This is a genomic window from Bacillus sp. bc15 (assembly GCF_900142585.1).
Classification (GTDB): domain Bacteria; phylum Bacillota; class Bacilli; order Bacillales; family Bacillaceae_G; genus Bacillus_A; species Bacillus_A cereus.
The window spans coordinates 38,122-54,366 of the sequence record NZ_FRBJ01000011.1; the positions used below are offsets into that span (position 1 = coordinate 38,122).

Sequence of the window (16,245 nt, forward strand, 5' to 3'; positions counted from 1 at the left end):
CTCTTTTTTTATAAAGTAAAACTTTAATTAGTGGAGGAGGGCATCACCCACTAATTATTAGCCCACACCAATCGGGATAAAAGTAAGGAGAATGAGAGATGGATATATACTTATTAATCGTCACGTTACTTGCGATCACAATTGTTATTTTAGGGGTATCATGGTGGAAATGGCATGCATTTATTAGTTTAACAGTTGCGAGTTTGTTTTTAGCTATTATGTCTGGACTGAACTTAACGAAAATAGTGGCTGCCTATGAAACTGGTGTTGGTAGTGTACTAGGTCATTTAGTTGGTATTTTGGCACTTGGAACTATACTCGGGAAAATGATGTCTGATTCAGGAGCAGGCATGCAAGTTGCAGATTTCTTTATTCGATTTTTCGGCGTAAAAAAATTACCTTGGGCTATGTTATTTGCAGGTTTTGTTATAGGGATTCCCGTCTTTTTTGAAGTAGGGATTGTTATTTTATTACCACTTGTAATTTCAATTCGAAAAACAACGAAGCAAAACATATTATTAATTGCTTTACCTGTTATTGCGGGATTATCTATCGTACATGGGCTAGTACCTCCGCATCCAGGTGCCATGACTGCAATCGGTATTTATAACGCGAACTTAGGAAAGGTACTTTTATATTCATTAATTATCGCGTTACCGACGGCTATTATAGCAGGCCCAATATTTGCAAAGTGGGTACATAAGAGGGTTATACCTGAAAATGAACCGGAGCTTGTTCGAGTTACGACAGTATCAACTGATTTGCCAAGTCGTAAAGTTTCATTCTTTATTATTTTATTACCAGTTGTATTGATGATTTTATCAGTAGTTGCACCATATATTTCATTACCGAAAAAAATGACTGAATTTTCCGTATTTATAGGAAGTCCAGTAATCGCCTTACTTATTTCATGTTTCGCAGCATTTTATTTACTTGGTATCAAACAAGGTATTAATAAAAAGATGATTAAAAAATTAACAGATGAAAGTTTATTGCCTGTCGGTTCTATTATTTTAATAATTGGTGCAGGCGGTGGATTTAAACAAATATTAATTGAAAGCGGCGTTGGAACAGCTATTGCACAAATGGCAGAACATATTTCGTTATCACCAATCGTATTAGCTTTCATGGTAGCTGGTTTAATTCGAATTGCAACAGGTTCAGCTACAGTAGCATTAACGACAGCAGCAGGGATTGTTTCACCAGTTATTCAGCACATGTCTGGTGTGAATTTAGAGCTTCTCGTTATTGCAACCGGTGCAGGTTCATTAATGTTTTCTCACGTAAATGATGCAGGGTTCTGGCTTGTAAAAGAGTATTTAGGTTTGACGGTGAAGGAAACATTTAAAACGTGGACGGTGCTGGAAACATTGTTATCATTTATTGCATTTGGTTTTGCTCTTTTGTTGAATATGTTTCTTTAAAGGATACCTGAATAGGTATCTTTTTTTTTGATTAAGCCCAATTCCTAAAACAAGCCCGTTTTTAGGTAAGCCAAGCTTCCTATTCGCCCTGAAAACATAATATAAATGGAATCCCCTCATTTAGAGCAAGGTGAACTTGTTATGAATGATACTAAAGGAGGAATAGGGTAATGAGCGAAAAGTGTGAACACAGACATGATGATTGTAACCGCAGACATGGTTGCGGAGGCGGTTTTGCGCTTCTAATCGTATTGTTTATTTTATTAATTATCATCGGTGCTAGCTGCTTCGGCGGAGGCGGCGGTTGTGGCTATGGTGGTTACGGCGGTTACGCAGGCGGCTACGGTGGATATTGCTGCTAATTATTAAAAACTATTGAAAATAGCCTTGTGCATATTGCACAAGGCTATTTTATTCATATTTTTATATGCTGTGATAATTTATTAATGTACAGAGAACGGATTAAGAAGAAGAAAATGATCTCGATAACCCCGAAAAAGGTGAGTACGATACATGTCTCTTTTAGTAAGGAGAAAGAAAACATGCTTTGTAAAAACTTAACCGCAAATAATGTGTGAACACCAGCAACGATGTAAGGAACGAAAAATAAAATTCCTAATTGAATCGTTGCAGAGCGAAACATTTCTGATTCAGTTAGGCCAAGCTTTGTAATCGTAATATACTTTTGTCTTTCAGTTGTTAAGTCATTATACATACGGAAATATAAAACACTAGCTGCTCCGATAAAGAAAATAAAGCCGAGAAATGCCCAAATAAAGAATTGAGCGACTGCATTTCCTTTACTATGAACGAGTTCATCCGTAGCTGTATAAATATAAAATGGTTTAATGAAATTTTCTTCATTTTTATGTGCTTCATACAAAATTTCTGCATCATGATCTAAGCTTTTTAATATATTTTTTGTTGGGACAATTGCATTTTCCCAATTTTCCACGAAGTAGTTATAGACTGTAATTGTTTCAATATGAGGAATCATATTTTCAATTACTTCATCTTGCATCACAATTAAGTGAGGTAATGCAAAGGGAGGCTCAATTCCTCTATTAATAAAACCTTTAATTTGAAATTCCTTTTTATTAGAGCCAAGTGTAATTGTGTTCTGCTTCGCAAATGGGTTAGACACGAGATTTAATAACGCTGGTGAATAGCGAGAAATATTATAAACTTGTGAAGAATCGAGAGTGATTTCTGGTCTGTTTAATTGCTGTGCTATTGCGTTATAATCACTCATTTTCATAATGGCAATTGACTCTTTTGAAGCTGTATCTTTTAAAACGGTAAACTTATATTTGTCATATTGAAAATTAGCATTTGTAAGTTCAGTTTCAATCGTAGTAATATGCTTTTGTTCAAATGCATTAACACCTTCTGATGTATAGGTGAATGGTATTGGATATCGTTCTAGTATGGGTGCTTTCGTATTATTGTTTGCAGCAAATAACCCGATAATAATTGTAAATGCAAGTGCAGATAGCATAGAAACAATAAAGAGTACATTAATATTACTGCGTGTACGAGAAACTAAATCTGAAATCCATAACATATTTATTTGTTTTAAGTAAAACTTTCTTCGTTTCTTTAAAATATAGATAAAGAGAAGAAATGTTTGTGAAAAAAATAAATACGTCCCAATCACTACAAGCGGTAAAATAGATAGCATAATTAAGAATACAGATCCATTTTGTGCATTTTTTTCCGTTATGTAGCCTTGCGGATAACCGGCAATATAATAACATAGTCCTAAACAAGTTAAAGCAAATAGTGAAATGAGTATAGATGGTTTTTTTTCGCTCTTCTCTTTGTTAACACCCTTAATAAGCTTCGTTGTTTTTCGAGTACGAATAAACATTGGTGTAAATGTAGAAACGATTAAAAATAAAATGATAAACGTTACGGTTGTAACGATAATCGCTTCTGTTGGCCAATATAAATAGAGACCTTTCGCGTTTGTTAATTTCGAAGTGACTAATAAGAAAAAGTTAGAAAATACAAGTCCACCTTGAATGCCGATAAAGATGGATAATATCCCAATTATCATGTTTTCGGTAAATAACAATCTTTTTAATTGTCTCTGTGAGATACCAAGAATAGTGAGTATCCCGAATTGCTGCTTCCGTACATTTAAAAATGTTCCAATTGAATATAAGAGAAAGAAGAACGAGAACATAACAATCACAAGCTGTGCTGTACTAGCTAAATTCATTAGAGGATCACGTTCTTGAAAGCTTTGTACACTCTGTAAGCGTGGATGATACGCGTATACAGTAAATGAAAAGAAAACCATGATAGAAAACGCACTACTTACAAAGTAGGCGAAATATGCTTTTGAATTACGTGAGACATTTTTAAATGCGAATTGCCAAAACGTCATCCACGTCTTCCTCCTAATAAGGCTAGAACATCTAATATTTCTTGATAAAACTTCTCGTGATATAATCCGCGGTGCAGTTCATTGTAAAGCTCTCCATCTTTAATGAAAATAACACGGTTACAATAACTTGCTGCAAACGGATCGTGCGTAACCATTAAAATCGTTGCATCTTCTTCTTTGTTTAATTTCGTAAATAACTCCATTACATCAATAGCGGCTTTTGAATCCAGGTTCCCTGTCGGTTCATCGGCTAGTAAGAGAGAAGGGTGATGAATAACAGCACGTGCTACTGCAGTACGCTGTGCTTGTCCTCCAGAAACTTCAAAAATACGTTTGTCCAAAATATGATCAATTCCAAGCTTTTTTGAAATGTTATCAAGCTTTTCATCCATTTCTTTTAATGGAACATTATCTAATGTTAAAGGTAGTACGATATTTTCACCGATTGTTAGTGTATCTAGTAGGTTAAAGTTTTGGAAAACAAATCCTAACTCTTGGCGGCGGAAAATAGCTAACTTCTCTCTACGAAATGTGTGTGGTTTTTTTCCGTTAATAACGACGTCACCAGAAGTAGGAGAATCAATTGTAGAAATAACGTTTAAAAATGTAGATTTCCCGCTACCAGATGGACCCATAATGGCAACGAATTCCCCTTTATCTACGTGTAAATTTATATTTTTTAAAGCAGTATGAGGGACTTTTCCCTCATATACTTTTGAGACGTTTTTTATGTGTAATACTTCTTCCATAGTAATCACCTTTCTACTTTTAAAACTTAATATGTTGTGATAATTTTTGCATATAAAAGGAACGAATTAAAAGGAAAAATAAAATTTCAACTGTTCCAAAAATCAACAGTACGACTGTAATCTCAGCGAAGAACGAGAGATGTAAAACTTCTTGTAGCATCTTTGTCGCAAACATCGTATGGATTGACGCCATGATGTAAGGCACGAAGAAAAGAATCGCAAGCTGAATTGTCGCTGAACGTTTCATTTCAGTTTCAGTTAAGCCAATTTTCGTAATCGTTATATATTTTTCTTGCTCATTTGTTAAATCTGTATACATTCGGAAGTAAAGAACACTACCAGCACCGATAAAGAAGATAACACCTAAGAAAGTACCAATTAAGAAGAACGAAGCGACATTTAGTTTTGTCTTATATAGGGAATCGCTCGCTTCACTTGCATGGAAAGGTGGATGCTCTGCTTGAATTGCTGCATTATCGTTATCAATTTTTGTTATAAACGATGAACCGATATTATGTGCTTTTTCCCAATCTGTAACTTTGAAGTTATATACACTCATTTGTTTGGAAACTGTGGATAAGGATTCTACATTTTCATCAGATAGTATGAGTAATTGGTATATTAAGCTGTTTGGGAATGGGCTATAACTTTTATATTCTTTCACTTGTAGTTGTAAATTGTTTTGAGTAAGTGTAAGAGTATTTTTCTTTTCTTCATTGTGAAGTGTTCCAATAACTTGATCATCTAAGTCTTTCATAAGAATATAAGATTCATTCTTATTTACCGTGAGTTTTTCCCAATTTAATGCTTTAGCAAGTACATTATAGTCACTTTGTTTAATTGCGTAATAGAGCTGCGTGTTATCTTCAGCTGAAGATACCTCATATATATCTGTTTTAAATTTTGTATAAGTAAAGTGCTCTTCATTAAATTTCTGCTCTAACCAGTTTAAATGTTCATCAGCTAATGTATTTTCAGTATGCGATAAATACGTAAACGGGAAAGGGTTCTGTCTAATTGCATCAAACTTTGTAAATTTCCCAAAACCGTATAAGAATGTAATCATTGTAAAAGCGAGTGTTGATAGCATCGCTACAATAAAGAGCATGTTAATGTTTGTCCGAATGCGCGCTGCTAAATCCGAAATCCAAAGCATATTAATTCGTTTCATATAAAACGTTCTTCGCGTTTTTAAAATACGAATAAGTAAAAAACTAATTTGTGAAAAGAAAAAGTATGTTCCAGCTGCAATAAGCGATGGGATGACAAATATACTAGAGACGGCATATAAAAGCCCAATGATGTCACCTAGCGACATAAAATACAACGGATTTGCGGCTAACGCATATCCACATATTAAACACGTCGCACCAAATAGAGAGATGAGCACGGATGCTTTTCTTTCTTTTTGTTGTGTACCTTCTTTTAAAAGACGTACGGCTTTTCTCGTACGAATGAGCATCGGTGTAAAAGATGATACGAGAATGAAGAGCCCAAGAAAGATGATGATAGTTAAAACGATAGCACTTGTAGGCGGATATAAATATAAACCAGGTACGTGTGTAATTTTGGCGGTAACTAATAAAAAGAACTGTGAAAAGACAACTCCAAGTTGAATGCCAAAAAATATAGAAAGAGCACCAATTAACATATTTTCTATAAATATGAGTCGCTTTAATTGTTTTTGAGATATGCCAAGTACTGTTAAAATCCCGAACTGTTTTTTTCGTACTTTTAAAAAGGTCCCGATTGAATACAGTAAAAAGAAAAATGAAAAGAACACAATGACAACTTCTGAAATTGTCATTAATATGTTCAGAGAATAATTCACGTCTGTCATATGCAATTTAGGATGAAATAAATAAACTGCAAATGAGAAAAAGATTGCGATGGAGAACGCACTGCTTACAAAATAGGCGAAATAAGCTCTGGCGTTCCGCGTCACGTTTTTAAATGCAAACTGCCAAAATGTCATTCACCTGAACCTCCTGATAGGGTGAAGATGAGAAGAGCATAAGAAATACTCTTTTCATCAAGTTTGTTTTAAATATTTTGTCCACTCGTGTATTGTGATAATTTTTGCATATAAAGTGAACGAATGAATATGAAAAATACGATTTCAACGAATCCAAAAATAATAAGAACGGCTGAAACCTCTTTGAACAGAGATAAACCAATTACATCTTGTAGCATTTTTGTTGCGAACATTGTATGAATGGATGCCATAATGTACGGAATGAAAAATAAAATACTAAGTTGAATGGTTGCAGATCGTTTCATCTCTGTATCTGTTACACCGATTTTAGAAATCGTTATATATTTCTCTTGTTCGTTCGTCAAATCCGTATACATTCTAAAGTAAAGAACGCTACCAGCTCCAATGAAGAAAATAACTCCTAAAAATGTCCCAATTAGGAAAAATGCAGCACTGCCTGATGTTATTTTGTATAACGATCCTGCTGATTCAAAGGAACGAATAAGAGGTCCTTCATACTGGGATTTATTTCGATCTTTTTGCACTTTTTCTATAAAATTATCAGCAATTTCATATGTCTGTTCCCAGTTTTGAATTTTGTAATTGTATGCTGATATATGCTTTACGGTGCTAGGTAAGTTATTTACGATAACATCAGGCAAAACTATCGTTTGATATGAAAAGCCAGATGGAATTGCATTCACATGCTCATAGCCTTTCACTCGTAATTTCGTATTTGTACTAGAGAGTGTAATGTAATCTCTTTTGTAGCTTTGCTCAAATTCGTTGAATATGGTGATATAAGATGTCCCTGTTAGCACATATGCTTCGTTATCATCCATAAATAGTTGTTTCATTCGTAAAGAATCTGCAAGTTTGTTATAGTCACTTTGCTTAATTGCGTATACGTCATTATAAATAGCTATATCTTTATCTTCTTTTAGTGGTGTTTCATATATATCAGCTTTTATTTTTTGATAGGGGAAATGCTCTTTTTGTAATTGTTGCTCAAGCCAATTTAAATGCTCTGTAACAAAAGGGTTCGCATCATAAGAAAAATAAGAAATTGGAAAAGGAGAAGTTCTATTCACCTCTAGCTTAATAAATTTCCCAAATCCATATAGGAACGTAATCATTGTGAAAGCAATTGTAGATAGCATCGCTACAATAAACAGCATATTAATATTCGTTCGAATACGGCTCGCTAAATCCGAAATCCAAAGCATATTAATCCGTTTCATATAAAACTTCCTTCTTTTCTTTAAAATATAAATAAGTAAGAAACTAATTTGTGAAAAGAAGAAATATGTTCCAATTGTAACAAGCGTTGGGATAACGAAAATACTTGAAACCATATATATAACACCGATTTGTGGGCTTACTGATACGAAATATTTAGGATTTCCAGCTAACGCATAACCACCAAATAAACAAATCGCACCAAATAATGAAACAAGTATGGATGGTTTTCTTTCTTTTTGTTTTCCACCATTTGTTTTTAAAAGGTGTACTGCTTTTTTTGTACGAATAAGCATTGGTGTGAATGCAGATACAATGATAAAAAGACTAAGGAAAACAATGGTTGTTAAAATAAACGCGTTAGTAGGCCCGTATAAATATATTCCTGGAACATGCGTAAGTTTGGCTGTTACTAATAAGAAAAATTGAGAAAAAACAACTCCAAACTGCATGCCGAAAAAGATAGATAAAATCCCGATTAACATATTCTCCATAAAAATAAGACGATGTAATTGTTTTCTCGATATTCCTAAAATGGTCAAAATACCAAATTGTTTTTTTCTAACTTTTAAAAAAGTACCAATGGAATATAGTAAAAAGAAGAAAGAGAAAAATACAATTACTACTTCTGAAAATATCATTAATGCTGAAATTTCAGAGGTCATGTCAAAGTTTTGTAATTTCGGATGGAATAAGTAAACAGCAAACGAAAAGAACACAGCAATGGAAAAGGAACTACTTACAAAGTAAGCAAAATAAGCTCTCGAGTTGCGCGTGACGTTTTTAAATGCAAATTGCCAAAATGTCATAGATTATACCTCCGGCTAGAAGATATAGAAGTAGTTGTATTGCAAAAAATGTATGAGAGTGAGTTCTCATACATTTTGCTTGCATATGTTACGATCATACTTCGGTCACCTTCTCCGTATGTTCTGCTTGATTATTTGCAGCATTGTGGAAGATGATTTTAATGGTCGTTCCTTTACCAACTTCAGAATCTAGTTTGACAGAGTGACCTAAATAATCACAAATTTTACTTACAATATAAAGTCCCATACCAGTAGATTCTCCGAAGGCGCGACCGTTTTTCCCAGTGTAAAACGGTTCAAATACTCTTCGAATATCTTCTTGTGGAATACCAACACCTTCATCACGAACTTCTAAAATAATATCTTTTCCGTTTCGGTAAGCAGATAAGAAAACTTTCTTTCCGCGCTCACCGGAGTAACGAACAGCGTTTGTCATTAATTGATAGATGATAAATTTTAGCCATTTCGCATCAGAAGCAACTTTTAAATCAGAATGGACTTCTAAAACAGGGAAGACACCATTACGAATGAATAGTTCTTTTAATCCATTAATATTTTTTGTTACCGTATCTTTTAATGAAATCGTCTCGACATGGAAATCTTCATGGAAGTTATTTAACCTAGCCATGTATAAAGCCATATCAAGCCCTTGGTTTAGACGCTCTAATTCTTTTTTAAACTTTGGAATTAAATGCTCGTCTTCCATTTCTAGCACCATAAGCTGCATAACAGAAACAGGTGTCTTCATTTGATGTACCCAATGGTTAATGAATAGTTGATGTTCTTGTTGTTTTACTTCATACGATTGTAGTTCTTTTTGGAAGAGGCGGTACTGCGTACGCACGAGTTCATTGACACCGTGAGGCATCGGAGCAGTCGCTCTTTCAATAAACGCATCTTCCATTTTTTCTGGTTGCTCACTTAATCTATGGTACATTCTACGATTGCGAACGTAACGGTAAGCGAGGAAACAAATAAATAAATATAAACTTAAAACGACGAAGTAAAATTTATTGTTTTGAAATCCATCTACTGCATCATAAAGAACGAAAATGATACCGAAGTTTAAAACGTACAGTAGGAAAAATGCAAAATGATCACGTAAAAATAGCTTCATGCTTATTCACTCCAAGTTGCGTTAAAGCGATATCCAAGTCCACGTACTGTTTCAATAGAGTTCTCAATGCCAAGCTCATTAAACTTTTTACGAAGACGCGTAATGTTTACGTTTAATGTATTTTCTTCAACGAAGCTCTCGTCATCCCAAAGCGCAGCTAATAAATCTTCACGGCTCGCTGTACGAGGGAATTTAGATAATAACATTTCAGCTAAAATAGCTTCTTTCTTCGTTAAAAGAACTTGTTCAGATCCGAAGTGAATTTCAGGACGTTCTGGGAATAGTTTTAAACCTTCTACTTCAACGATACGTTCAGAAATATTTGGTGCATAATCACCGTAAATACGACGTAATTGTCCTTTAATTTTCGCCATTACAACATCGTAGTGGAACGGTTTTGTAATGTAATCATCCGCACCGCTTTCAATTGCCATAATTTGTTCCATCTCACCAGCACGAGCTGAAATGAAAATAATTGGACAAGTAGATTCATGACGAATTTGACGGCACCAGTAGAAACCATCGAATTTCGGTAAGTTTACATCAAGTAAAACAAGATGTGGTTTCACAGCGTTAAACGATTCCATAATATCATCGAAATTCTCCGCTACCACAGCCTCATAACCGTACTTTTGAATGTGAGATTGCAGTAATGATGAAATATTTGGATCGTCTTCAACGATTAAAATTTTATACATATGTATATTCCTCCTCAAAAAAACAATTGTAGCTATAGTGTATCATGTGTTTCAAGTCTTTTCATTATGTTGAAAGATAAGCTAGTAAACAGTATAGGTTAAAAGTGAGAAAAGTAAAAAGGGCGCTGGATGAAATTGACAAATAACGGTAATCGGTTTAACATTTAGATAAATATCTAAATGTCTAATTATCGAAAGGAAGAAAGACATTGAATCAAGCATTCAAAGCATTAGCAGATCCAACAAGGCGAAAAATTTTAGACTTATTAAAAGAAGGTGATTTAACCGCTGGTGAAATCGCTGAACATTTCAATATGACAAAACCAAGTATTTCACACCACTTAAGCGCACTTAAAAATGCTGAACTTATTCAAGATGAAAAGAAAGGGCAATTTGTTGTGTACTCTTTAAACACAACTGTCTTTCAAGATTTATTAACTTGGGTGTTTACATTTACGAATAAGGGGGAAGAGGGGAAATGAGGAAGCATATATTTCCGTTATTATTAATTGCTTTAACGATTATTGCATGGTGTGCTGCATGGCCTTATTTACCGGGAGAGGTTCCGAGTCATTGGAACATTGATGGTGAAGTAAATGGGCATATGTCAAAAATGGGAATGTTGATTTTTGATGTAGCAATTATGGTTTTTATATATGTATTAGTAACTGTATTGCCTAAGATAGATCCAAGGTACGAGAACTATAAAAAATTTCCTAAAGCACTTGGAAGGATTAATGGAGCAATTTTATTTTTCTTATTTACTATTAATATGATGACACTAGCAAATGCTTTAGGATATAACATTCCAATTGGAATTGTTGTGAACATAATGGTCGGTGTCCTTTTTGTAATACTCGGCAATTATATGCAGCAATGTAAACCAAATTTCTTTATAGGTATAAAAACACCGTGGACGTTAAGCAGTGAAGAAGTATGGAGAAAAACACATAGGTTAGGGGCAAAGATTATGATGATTGGCGGTATTGTAATCATATTTTCCGCGTTTCTTCCGGGAATGTGGAAAATGATTTGCTTATTAAGTGTTGTAGTCGCACTGGTTGTTGGTACGATGGTATATTCTTATGTTGCTTATAAAAAAGAAATAGGGGCCTAATAAAAAATTATGGGGGAGAGAGGATGAAAAGACACGTATTACCATGGAGTTTAATTATTGGCATTGCAATTGGATGGTATATTGTATGGCCACATTTACCAGAACAAATTCCACGTCATTATAATGCAGCGGGAGTAGTAGATGGATATTTTTCTAAAATAGAAGCAAGTTCATTCTCGATAGGTAGTATGGTAGTGCTCTATATGATATGGCTAGTTTTTGGATTCATAAAAGATAAGTCTACACAGCAATCCAAAGTTCTTTCAGCGATTAATTATGCCATTCTCTTTATCGGATTTGGATGTAACATATTTGCACTATTAGCAGCGTCTAATTATATTGCATCGGGCTCAATTGCATTTAATTTTGGACTTGGAACATTGTTTCTTGTACTAGGTAATTACATGCAACAAACGAAGCCGAACGGGTTAGTTGGCATTCGAATGGACTGGACATTAGAAAATCCTGTAGTTTGGAGAAAAACACACCGATTTGCTTCGAGGGTATTTGTAATAGGTTCACTTTGTATATATGCTGGGGCTTTGCTTCCAGATCCATTTAATATTTTTATGGGAATTGGAATCATATTAATATGTATTATCGTATCAACAATAAAGTCATATAGTATTTATAAAGAAGAGTTGAAAATGTAAATAAAGCTGCTTTTCCTTTTAGGGAAGAGCAGCTTTGTTTTTTTATCACTTCTTCAAAACCGGTATCCAAATTTCACTTTTAAAGTTTGGAGAAGATATATCTTTCTGTTCATTCCACAATATCTCCGGTCCTTCCGCTAGTTCATAGTTCGAAGAAGGGAACCATTCAGAATAAATACGTCCCCATACATTTTGTAGTGCATCAGGAAATGGGCCGACAGCTTCGAATATAGCCCATGTTGAAGCTGCGACTGCGAGTTGTTTAAACTGCTCTGGACAATCCTTTGTTGTGGCTACTCCAATATAATGATCGAGTTCTCCTTTTTCCTCCATTCTTCCTTCAGAAAAATTAGTAGAAGCACTAATAATTCCAGTAGGTTCAATGTTTGAAAGGGACTTTAATGTTTGAATAGACTCTGGGTTTAAACTTTTCCACATAAAAGCAATTTCTTCATTTACACCGTTAAAAACGATTGGTACTCGTTTTGTAATACCTATAATTCGAAAGGGCTCTTTTTCTTCAATTCGATAGTTCATTTCATTTCCTCCTTGAATGGATAATTGGAAGGTCATTGGTGAATAAGCCTTCAAAGAATGGCTACTATTTCGGGCCTCTGAAGGTGTTATACCGTGCAAGTTTTGAAATGCACGAGCGAATGAATCTGGTGAGTTATATCCATATTTTATAGCGATATCAATGACTTTTACATTGTTGTTTTTTAGTTCAAAGGCAGCGAGAGTAAGACGTCTACAGCGAATATATTCTGATAGTGATATGCCAGCTAAAAAAGAAAACATTCTCTTGAAATGATATTCGGAGCAGTAAGATATTTTTGCAACTTCTTTAAAATCAATTTCATTCGTAAGTTTATCTTCAATATAGCGCATTGCAGCATTCATATTTTTAAGTGAATCCATATTATGACCTCCTCTGTACATAGAATAGCAGGAACGAAATGGCCCCATCCGACATTTCGTGCACAACTTTGTAGGTAACTTTTTCACCTTACAAAATTGTAATGTTCCTGTAAGGAGAATGAATGGATGGTATGATATCCCAATGTTATAGTAACAAAGTACTTTAATTCATTATGATAACTTTTTGATTTCTTTACTTATGTGCCTTACATAACTGTCATGTTTGTGTAAGAAACATCGATAGTGGCAAGAGTAGAGAGTGTATATAGTTGAAAATAGAGAATAGAAGAAATGAGGGATGTCGAGATGAAAACAGTATTAGAAGCAAAAAATATTGAAAAAGTATATGACACGGGTGGTAATAAATTTGCAGCGTTAAAAGGTATTAACTTACAAGTAAAAGAAGGTGAGTTCGTTGGAATTATGGGACCTTCTGGTTCTGGTAAGACGACTTTACTAAATGTTCTTTCTACAATTGATAATGCGACGAACGGTGAAATTTTAATTGATGGAAAAGATATTGTGAAAATGAATGATGATAAGTTAGCATTATTCCGCCGCGATCATTTAGGTTTCATTTTCCAAGATTATAACTTATTAGATACGTTAACAGTGAAAGAGAATATTGCTTTACCACTTGCGCTATCAAAGGTGAAAGCGAGTGAGATTGATCGCCGCGTTCTTGAAATCTCAAAGAAATTTGGTATTGATCATATTTTAAGTCAGTTCCCATATCAAGTGTCAGGTGGACAGAAGCAGCGCTGCGCAGCATCACGTGCAATCGTTACGAATCCAAGTATGATTTTCGGAGACGAGCCAACTGGAGCGCTTGATTCTAAATCTGCAACAGATTTACTTGAAAGTATGAAGTCATTAAATGAATATGATAACTCAACAATTTTAATGGTAACGCATGATGCATTTGCAGCAAGTTATTGTAAACGAGTTATTTTCATTAAAGATGGTGAACTATATAAAGAATTGCACCGTGGTGAATCAACGCGTAAACAGTTCTTCCAAAAAGTCGTTGACGTAATGTCTTCTATTTCTGGAGGTATGGCTGATGACCTTATCTAGCATTGCCCTCCGCAACATACAGCGGAACTTTAAAGACTACTTTGTATATTTCGCATCTATGATTTTTAGTATCGTTATTTATTTTACATTTAAAGCACTGCAATATAATTCACAAATGGAAAAAGCAGCAGAAGCTTCAAAAAAAATTAGCGGAGCATTCCAAGTTTCAAGTGTGATGCTTATCATTTTCGTAGCAGTGTTCATTATATATTCGAACGGATTCTTTACACGTAAACGTAAAAAAGAAGTTGGCTTATATTCGTTATTAGGTATTCGTAAAAGACAAATTGGTAAAATGCTCTTTTATGAAAATATGTTAATGGGATTAATGTCATTAGTAATCGGGATTGCGATCGGTAGTGTCCTTTCGAAATTATTCCTTGAGTTATTAGTAAATATGATGGGATTAAATTTAAACGTTCATTTCGAAGTACCGATGGCTGCCATTATTGATACAGCAATTATTTTCTTTGTGATTATTTTATATACATCACTTCAAGGATATCGTTTAATTTATCGCTTTAAGTTAATTGAACTTTTCCGTGCAGAACGTGAAGGAGAAGCAATGCCAAAAGGATCTGTCATCATGGCATTAATTTCAGTTTTCTTAATCGGTTCAGGTTATTTTTTAGCGCTAATGTACATGAAAGCAGTTATGTATGCAGACTTTATGGTCGTTGCATTATATATTTTATTAGCGACAGTAGCAGGGACTTATTTACTGTTCATGTTCTTCACAGTATTTGTATTGAAACGTGCAAGAAATAATAAGTCAGCATTTTATAATGGTATGAATATGGTAACGACATCGCAGTTACTATATCGTATTAAAGGAAATGCGAAATCATTGGCGACAATCGCTATTTTAAGTGCAGTTACATTAACAGCGGTTGGTACGTCAGTTACGATGTATTACAACACATTTACGCAATCAAAAGTTGCTGCGCCGTATAGTTATTCCTATGAGAAAAAAGATGCAGCATTAGATAAAAAAGTAAATGAAATACTTGCTGGAGAGAAGAATAATCACCCAGTCACATATGAATCAGAAGTTGAAATGATTCCTGTGAAAGGAACATTTAAAGGTGAAAGAGCTGATCAAGTTCTGAACACACACTATAATGTTACGAATCAGTACCAGCTTATTTCTCAATCAAGCTTTAATAAACATGTGAAACATTTAGATGTAGAACCTGTAAATTTAAGTGCGAATGAAGCTTTCGTATATGATAGCTTATATATTGAGAAACTTGATTTTGGTCCTCTTTATACAGGAAATACAGCTGTATTCCCTGTTGGAAATGAGTCAAAAGAATTAAAAATTAAAGGTGTAAATAATAGAAGCCTTACAAATTTAAATGAACTATTTGTAATCGTTCCTGATAAAACATATGAGCAAGTGAAACAAGTAAACGAAACGCGTACTGTAAAAAATATTGATGTAAAAGGTGAGCGAAATAGTAAAGAGTTAACAGCAAAATTAGCAAGCATTATGCCAGCTGGAGAATCAGAAGTTTTAAAACCATTTAACGATTTCTATACAGGGTTCCAAATGGGGCTTGAAACGACAGGCTTAATGATGTTTATTGGGTTATTCTTAGGATTAGTATTCCTATTAGCAACAGGCTCAATCATTTACTTTAAACAATTAACAGAAGCAAGTGCTGACCGTGATCGTTACATTGTCCTTCATAAAGTTGGTGTAACGAAGCAAGAAATGAAGAAAGCTATCGCAAAACAAGTAAGCTTTATCTTCGCTATTCCGTTAGTAATCGGTATTTTACACAGTTTATTTGCACTAAAAGGTTTATCAAATATATTACCATTTGAAATTATGATTCCGCTTCTCATTAGTATTGGAGTATACGGTGTCATCTATATTGGATATTACTTCTTAACAGTTCGTTCTTATTATAAGATCGTGAGTGCGAAGTAATAAGGGGCAGCTATCGCTACACGCGATAGCTGTTTTTTTATTCTTCATAAAATCTTAAGAAACTTCCTCAATTTTTATTAAGAAACGATAGTTATACTTAGACACAAGTTAAAAACTATCGAACGAATGAGGAGAGGTTTA

The 16,245-nt window shown here is 34.2% G+C and carries 14 protein-coding genes; 7 read left to right on the forward strand and 7 right to left on the reverse strand.

The window, feature by feature from the left end:
- Positions 1-98 precede the first annotated feature (98 nt).
- Positions 99-1,424 carry a gluconate permease GntP gene (gntP, locus tag BUA87_RS25175; protein ID WP_072941162.1) on the forward strand — a complete coding sequence of 442 codons (1,326 nt, stop codon included), beginning with the start codon at positions 99-101 and terminating at the stop codon, positions 1,422-1,424.
- A 170-nt stretch (positions 1,425-1,594) separates the two neighbouring features.
- On the forward strand, positions 1,595-1,786 hold the full coding sequence (locus BUA87_RS25180; RefSeq protein ID WP_001290392.1) for a YjcZ family sporulation protein: 192 nt from the start codon (positions 1,595-1,597) through the stop codon (positions 1,784-1,786).
- Between the two features lie 53 nt (positions 1,787-1,839).
- Here BUA87_RS25180 and BUA87_RS25185 read toward each other — a convergent pair whose 3' ends face one another.
- The 6 genes from BUA87_RS25185 to BUA87_RS25210 form a co-directional block, all read right to left on the reverse strand.
- Positions 1,840-3,816 (reverse strand): FtsX-like permease family protein, encoded by a 1,977-nt coding sequence (locus BUA87_RS25185; RefSeq protein WP_000144949.1) that lies wholly within the window; start codon positions 3,814-3,816, stop codon positions 1,840-1,842.
- Entirely contained in the window at positions 3,813-4,565 is a 753-nt protein-coding gene (locus BUA87_RS25190) for an ABC transporter ATP-binding protein (protein ID WP_072941165.1), read from the reverse strand. Before BUA87_RS25190 ends, BUA87_RS25185 begins: the two co-directional genes overlap by 4 nt.
- A 19-nt stretch (positions 4,566-4,584) precedes the next feature.
- Positions 4,585-6,540, reverse strand: a complete 1,956-nt coding sequence (locus BUA87_RS25195) for an ABC transporter permease (RefSeq protein WP_000145007.1) — start codon at positions 6,538-6,540, stop codon at positions 4,585-4,587.
- 68 nt (positions 6,541-6,608) lie between these two features.
- Entirely contained in the window at positions 6,609-8,588 is a 1,980-nt protein-coding gene (locus tag BUA87_RS25200; RefSeq protein ID WP_063548887.1) for an ABC transporter permease, read from the reverse strand.
- Positions 8,589-8,682: 94 nt separating this feature from the next.
- Positions 8,683-9,705 (reverse strand): sensor histidine kinase, encoded by a 1,023-nt coding sequence (locus tag BUA87_RS25205; protein ID WP_000765342.1) that lies wholly within the window; start codon positions 9,703-9,705, stop codon positions 8,683-8,685.
- Positions 9,706-9,707: 2 nt separating this feature from the next.
- Positions 9,708-10,403 (reverse strand): response regulator transcription factor, encoded by a 696-nt coding sequence (locus tag BUA87_RS25210; protein WP_000276738.1) that lies wholly within the window; start codon positions 10,401-10,403, stop codon positions 9,708-9,710.
- A 209-nt stretch (positions 10,404-10,612) separates the two neighbouring features.
- Between BUA87_RS25210 and BUA87_RS25215 the strand changes: the two genes are divergently transcribed.
- Genes BUA87_RS25215 through BUA87_RS25225 form a run of 3 tightly spaced genes read left to right on the forward strand, consistent with a single transcriptional unit; the run spans position 10,613 to position 12,173 of the window.
- Positions 10,613-10,885 carry an autorepressor SdpR family transcription factor gene (locus tag BUA87_RS25215; RefSeq protein WP_001070531.1) on the forward strand — a complete coding sequence of 91 codons (273 nt, stop codon included), beginning with the start codon at positions 10,613-10,615 and terminating at the stop codon, positions 10,883-10,885.
- Positions 10,882-11,520 (forward strand): SdpI family protein, encoded by a 639-nt coding sequence (locus BUA87_RS25220; protein WP_016512195.1) that lies wholly within the window; start codon positions 10,882-10,884, stop codon positions 11,518-11,520. Before BUA87_RS25215 ends, BUA87_RS25220 begins: the two co-directional genes overlap by 4 nt.
- 23 nt (positions 11,521-11,543) lie before the next feature.
- The gene (locus BUA87_RS25225; protein ID WP_065229480.1) at positions 11,544-12,173 is read left to right on the forward strand and encodes an SdpI family protein; all 630 of its coding nucleotides are present in this window, start codon (positions 11,544-11,546) and stop codon (positions 12,171-12,173) included.
- A 45-nt stretch (positions 12,174-12,218) separates the two neighbouring features.
- Here BUA87_RS25225 and BUA87_RS25230 read toward each other — a convergent pair whose 3' ends face one another.
- Complete coding sequence (locus tag BUA87_RS25230) at positions 12,219-13,091, reverse strand: AraC family transcriptional regulator (RefSeq protein ID WP_072941169.1); 873 nt, start codon at positions 13,089-13,091, stop codon at positions 12,219-12,221.
- 306 nt (positions 13,092-13,397) lie between these two features.
- On the opposite strand from BUA87_RS25230, the gene BUA87_RS25235 reads away from it, so the two are divergent.
- A complete protein-coding gene (locus BUA87_RS25235) occupies positions 13,398-14,168 on the forward strand; it encodes an ABC transporter ATP-binding protein (RefSeq protein ID WP_000859656.1) in 771 nt (256 codons plus the stop codon).
- The gene (locus BUA87_RS25240) at positions 14,155-16,104 is read left to right on the forward strand and encodes an ABC transporter permease (RefSeq protein WP_000176150.1); all 1,950 of its coding nucleotides are present in this window, start codon (positions 14,155-14,157) and stop codon (positions 16,102-16,104) included. The genes BUA87_RS25235 and BUA87_RS25240 overlap by 14 nt, the downstream gene beginning before the upstream one ends.
- Positions 16,105-16,245 lie beyond the last annotated feature (141 nt).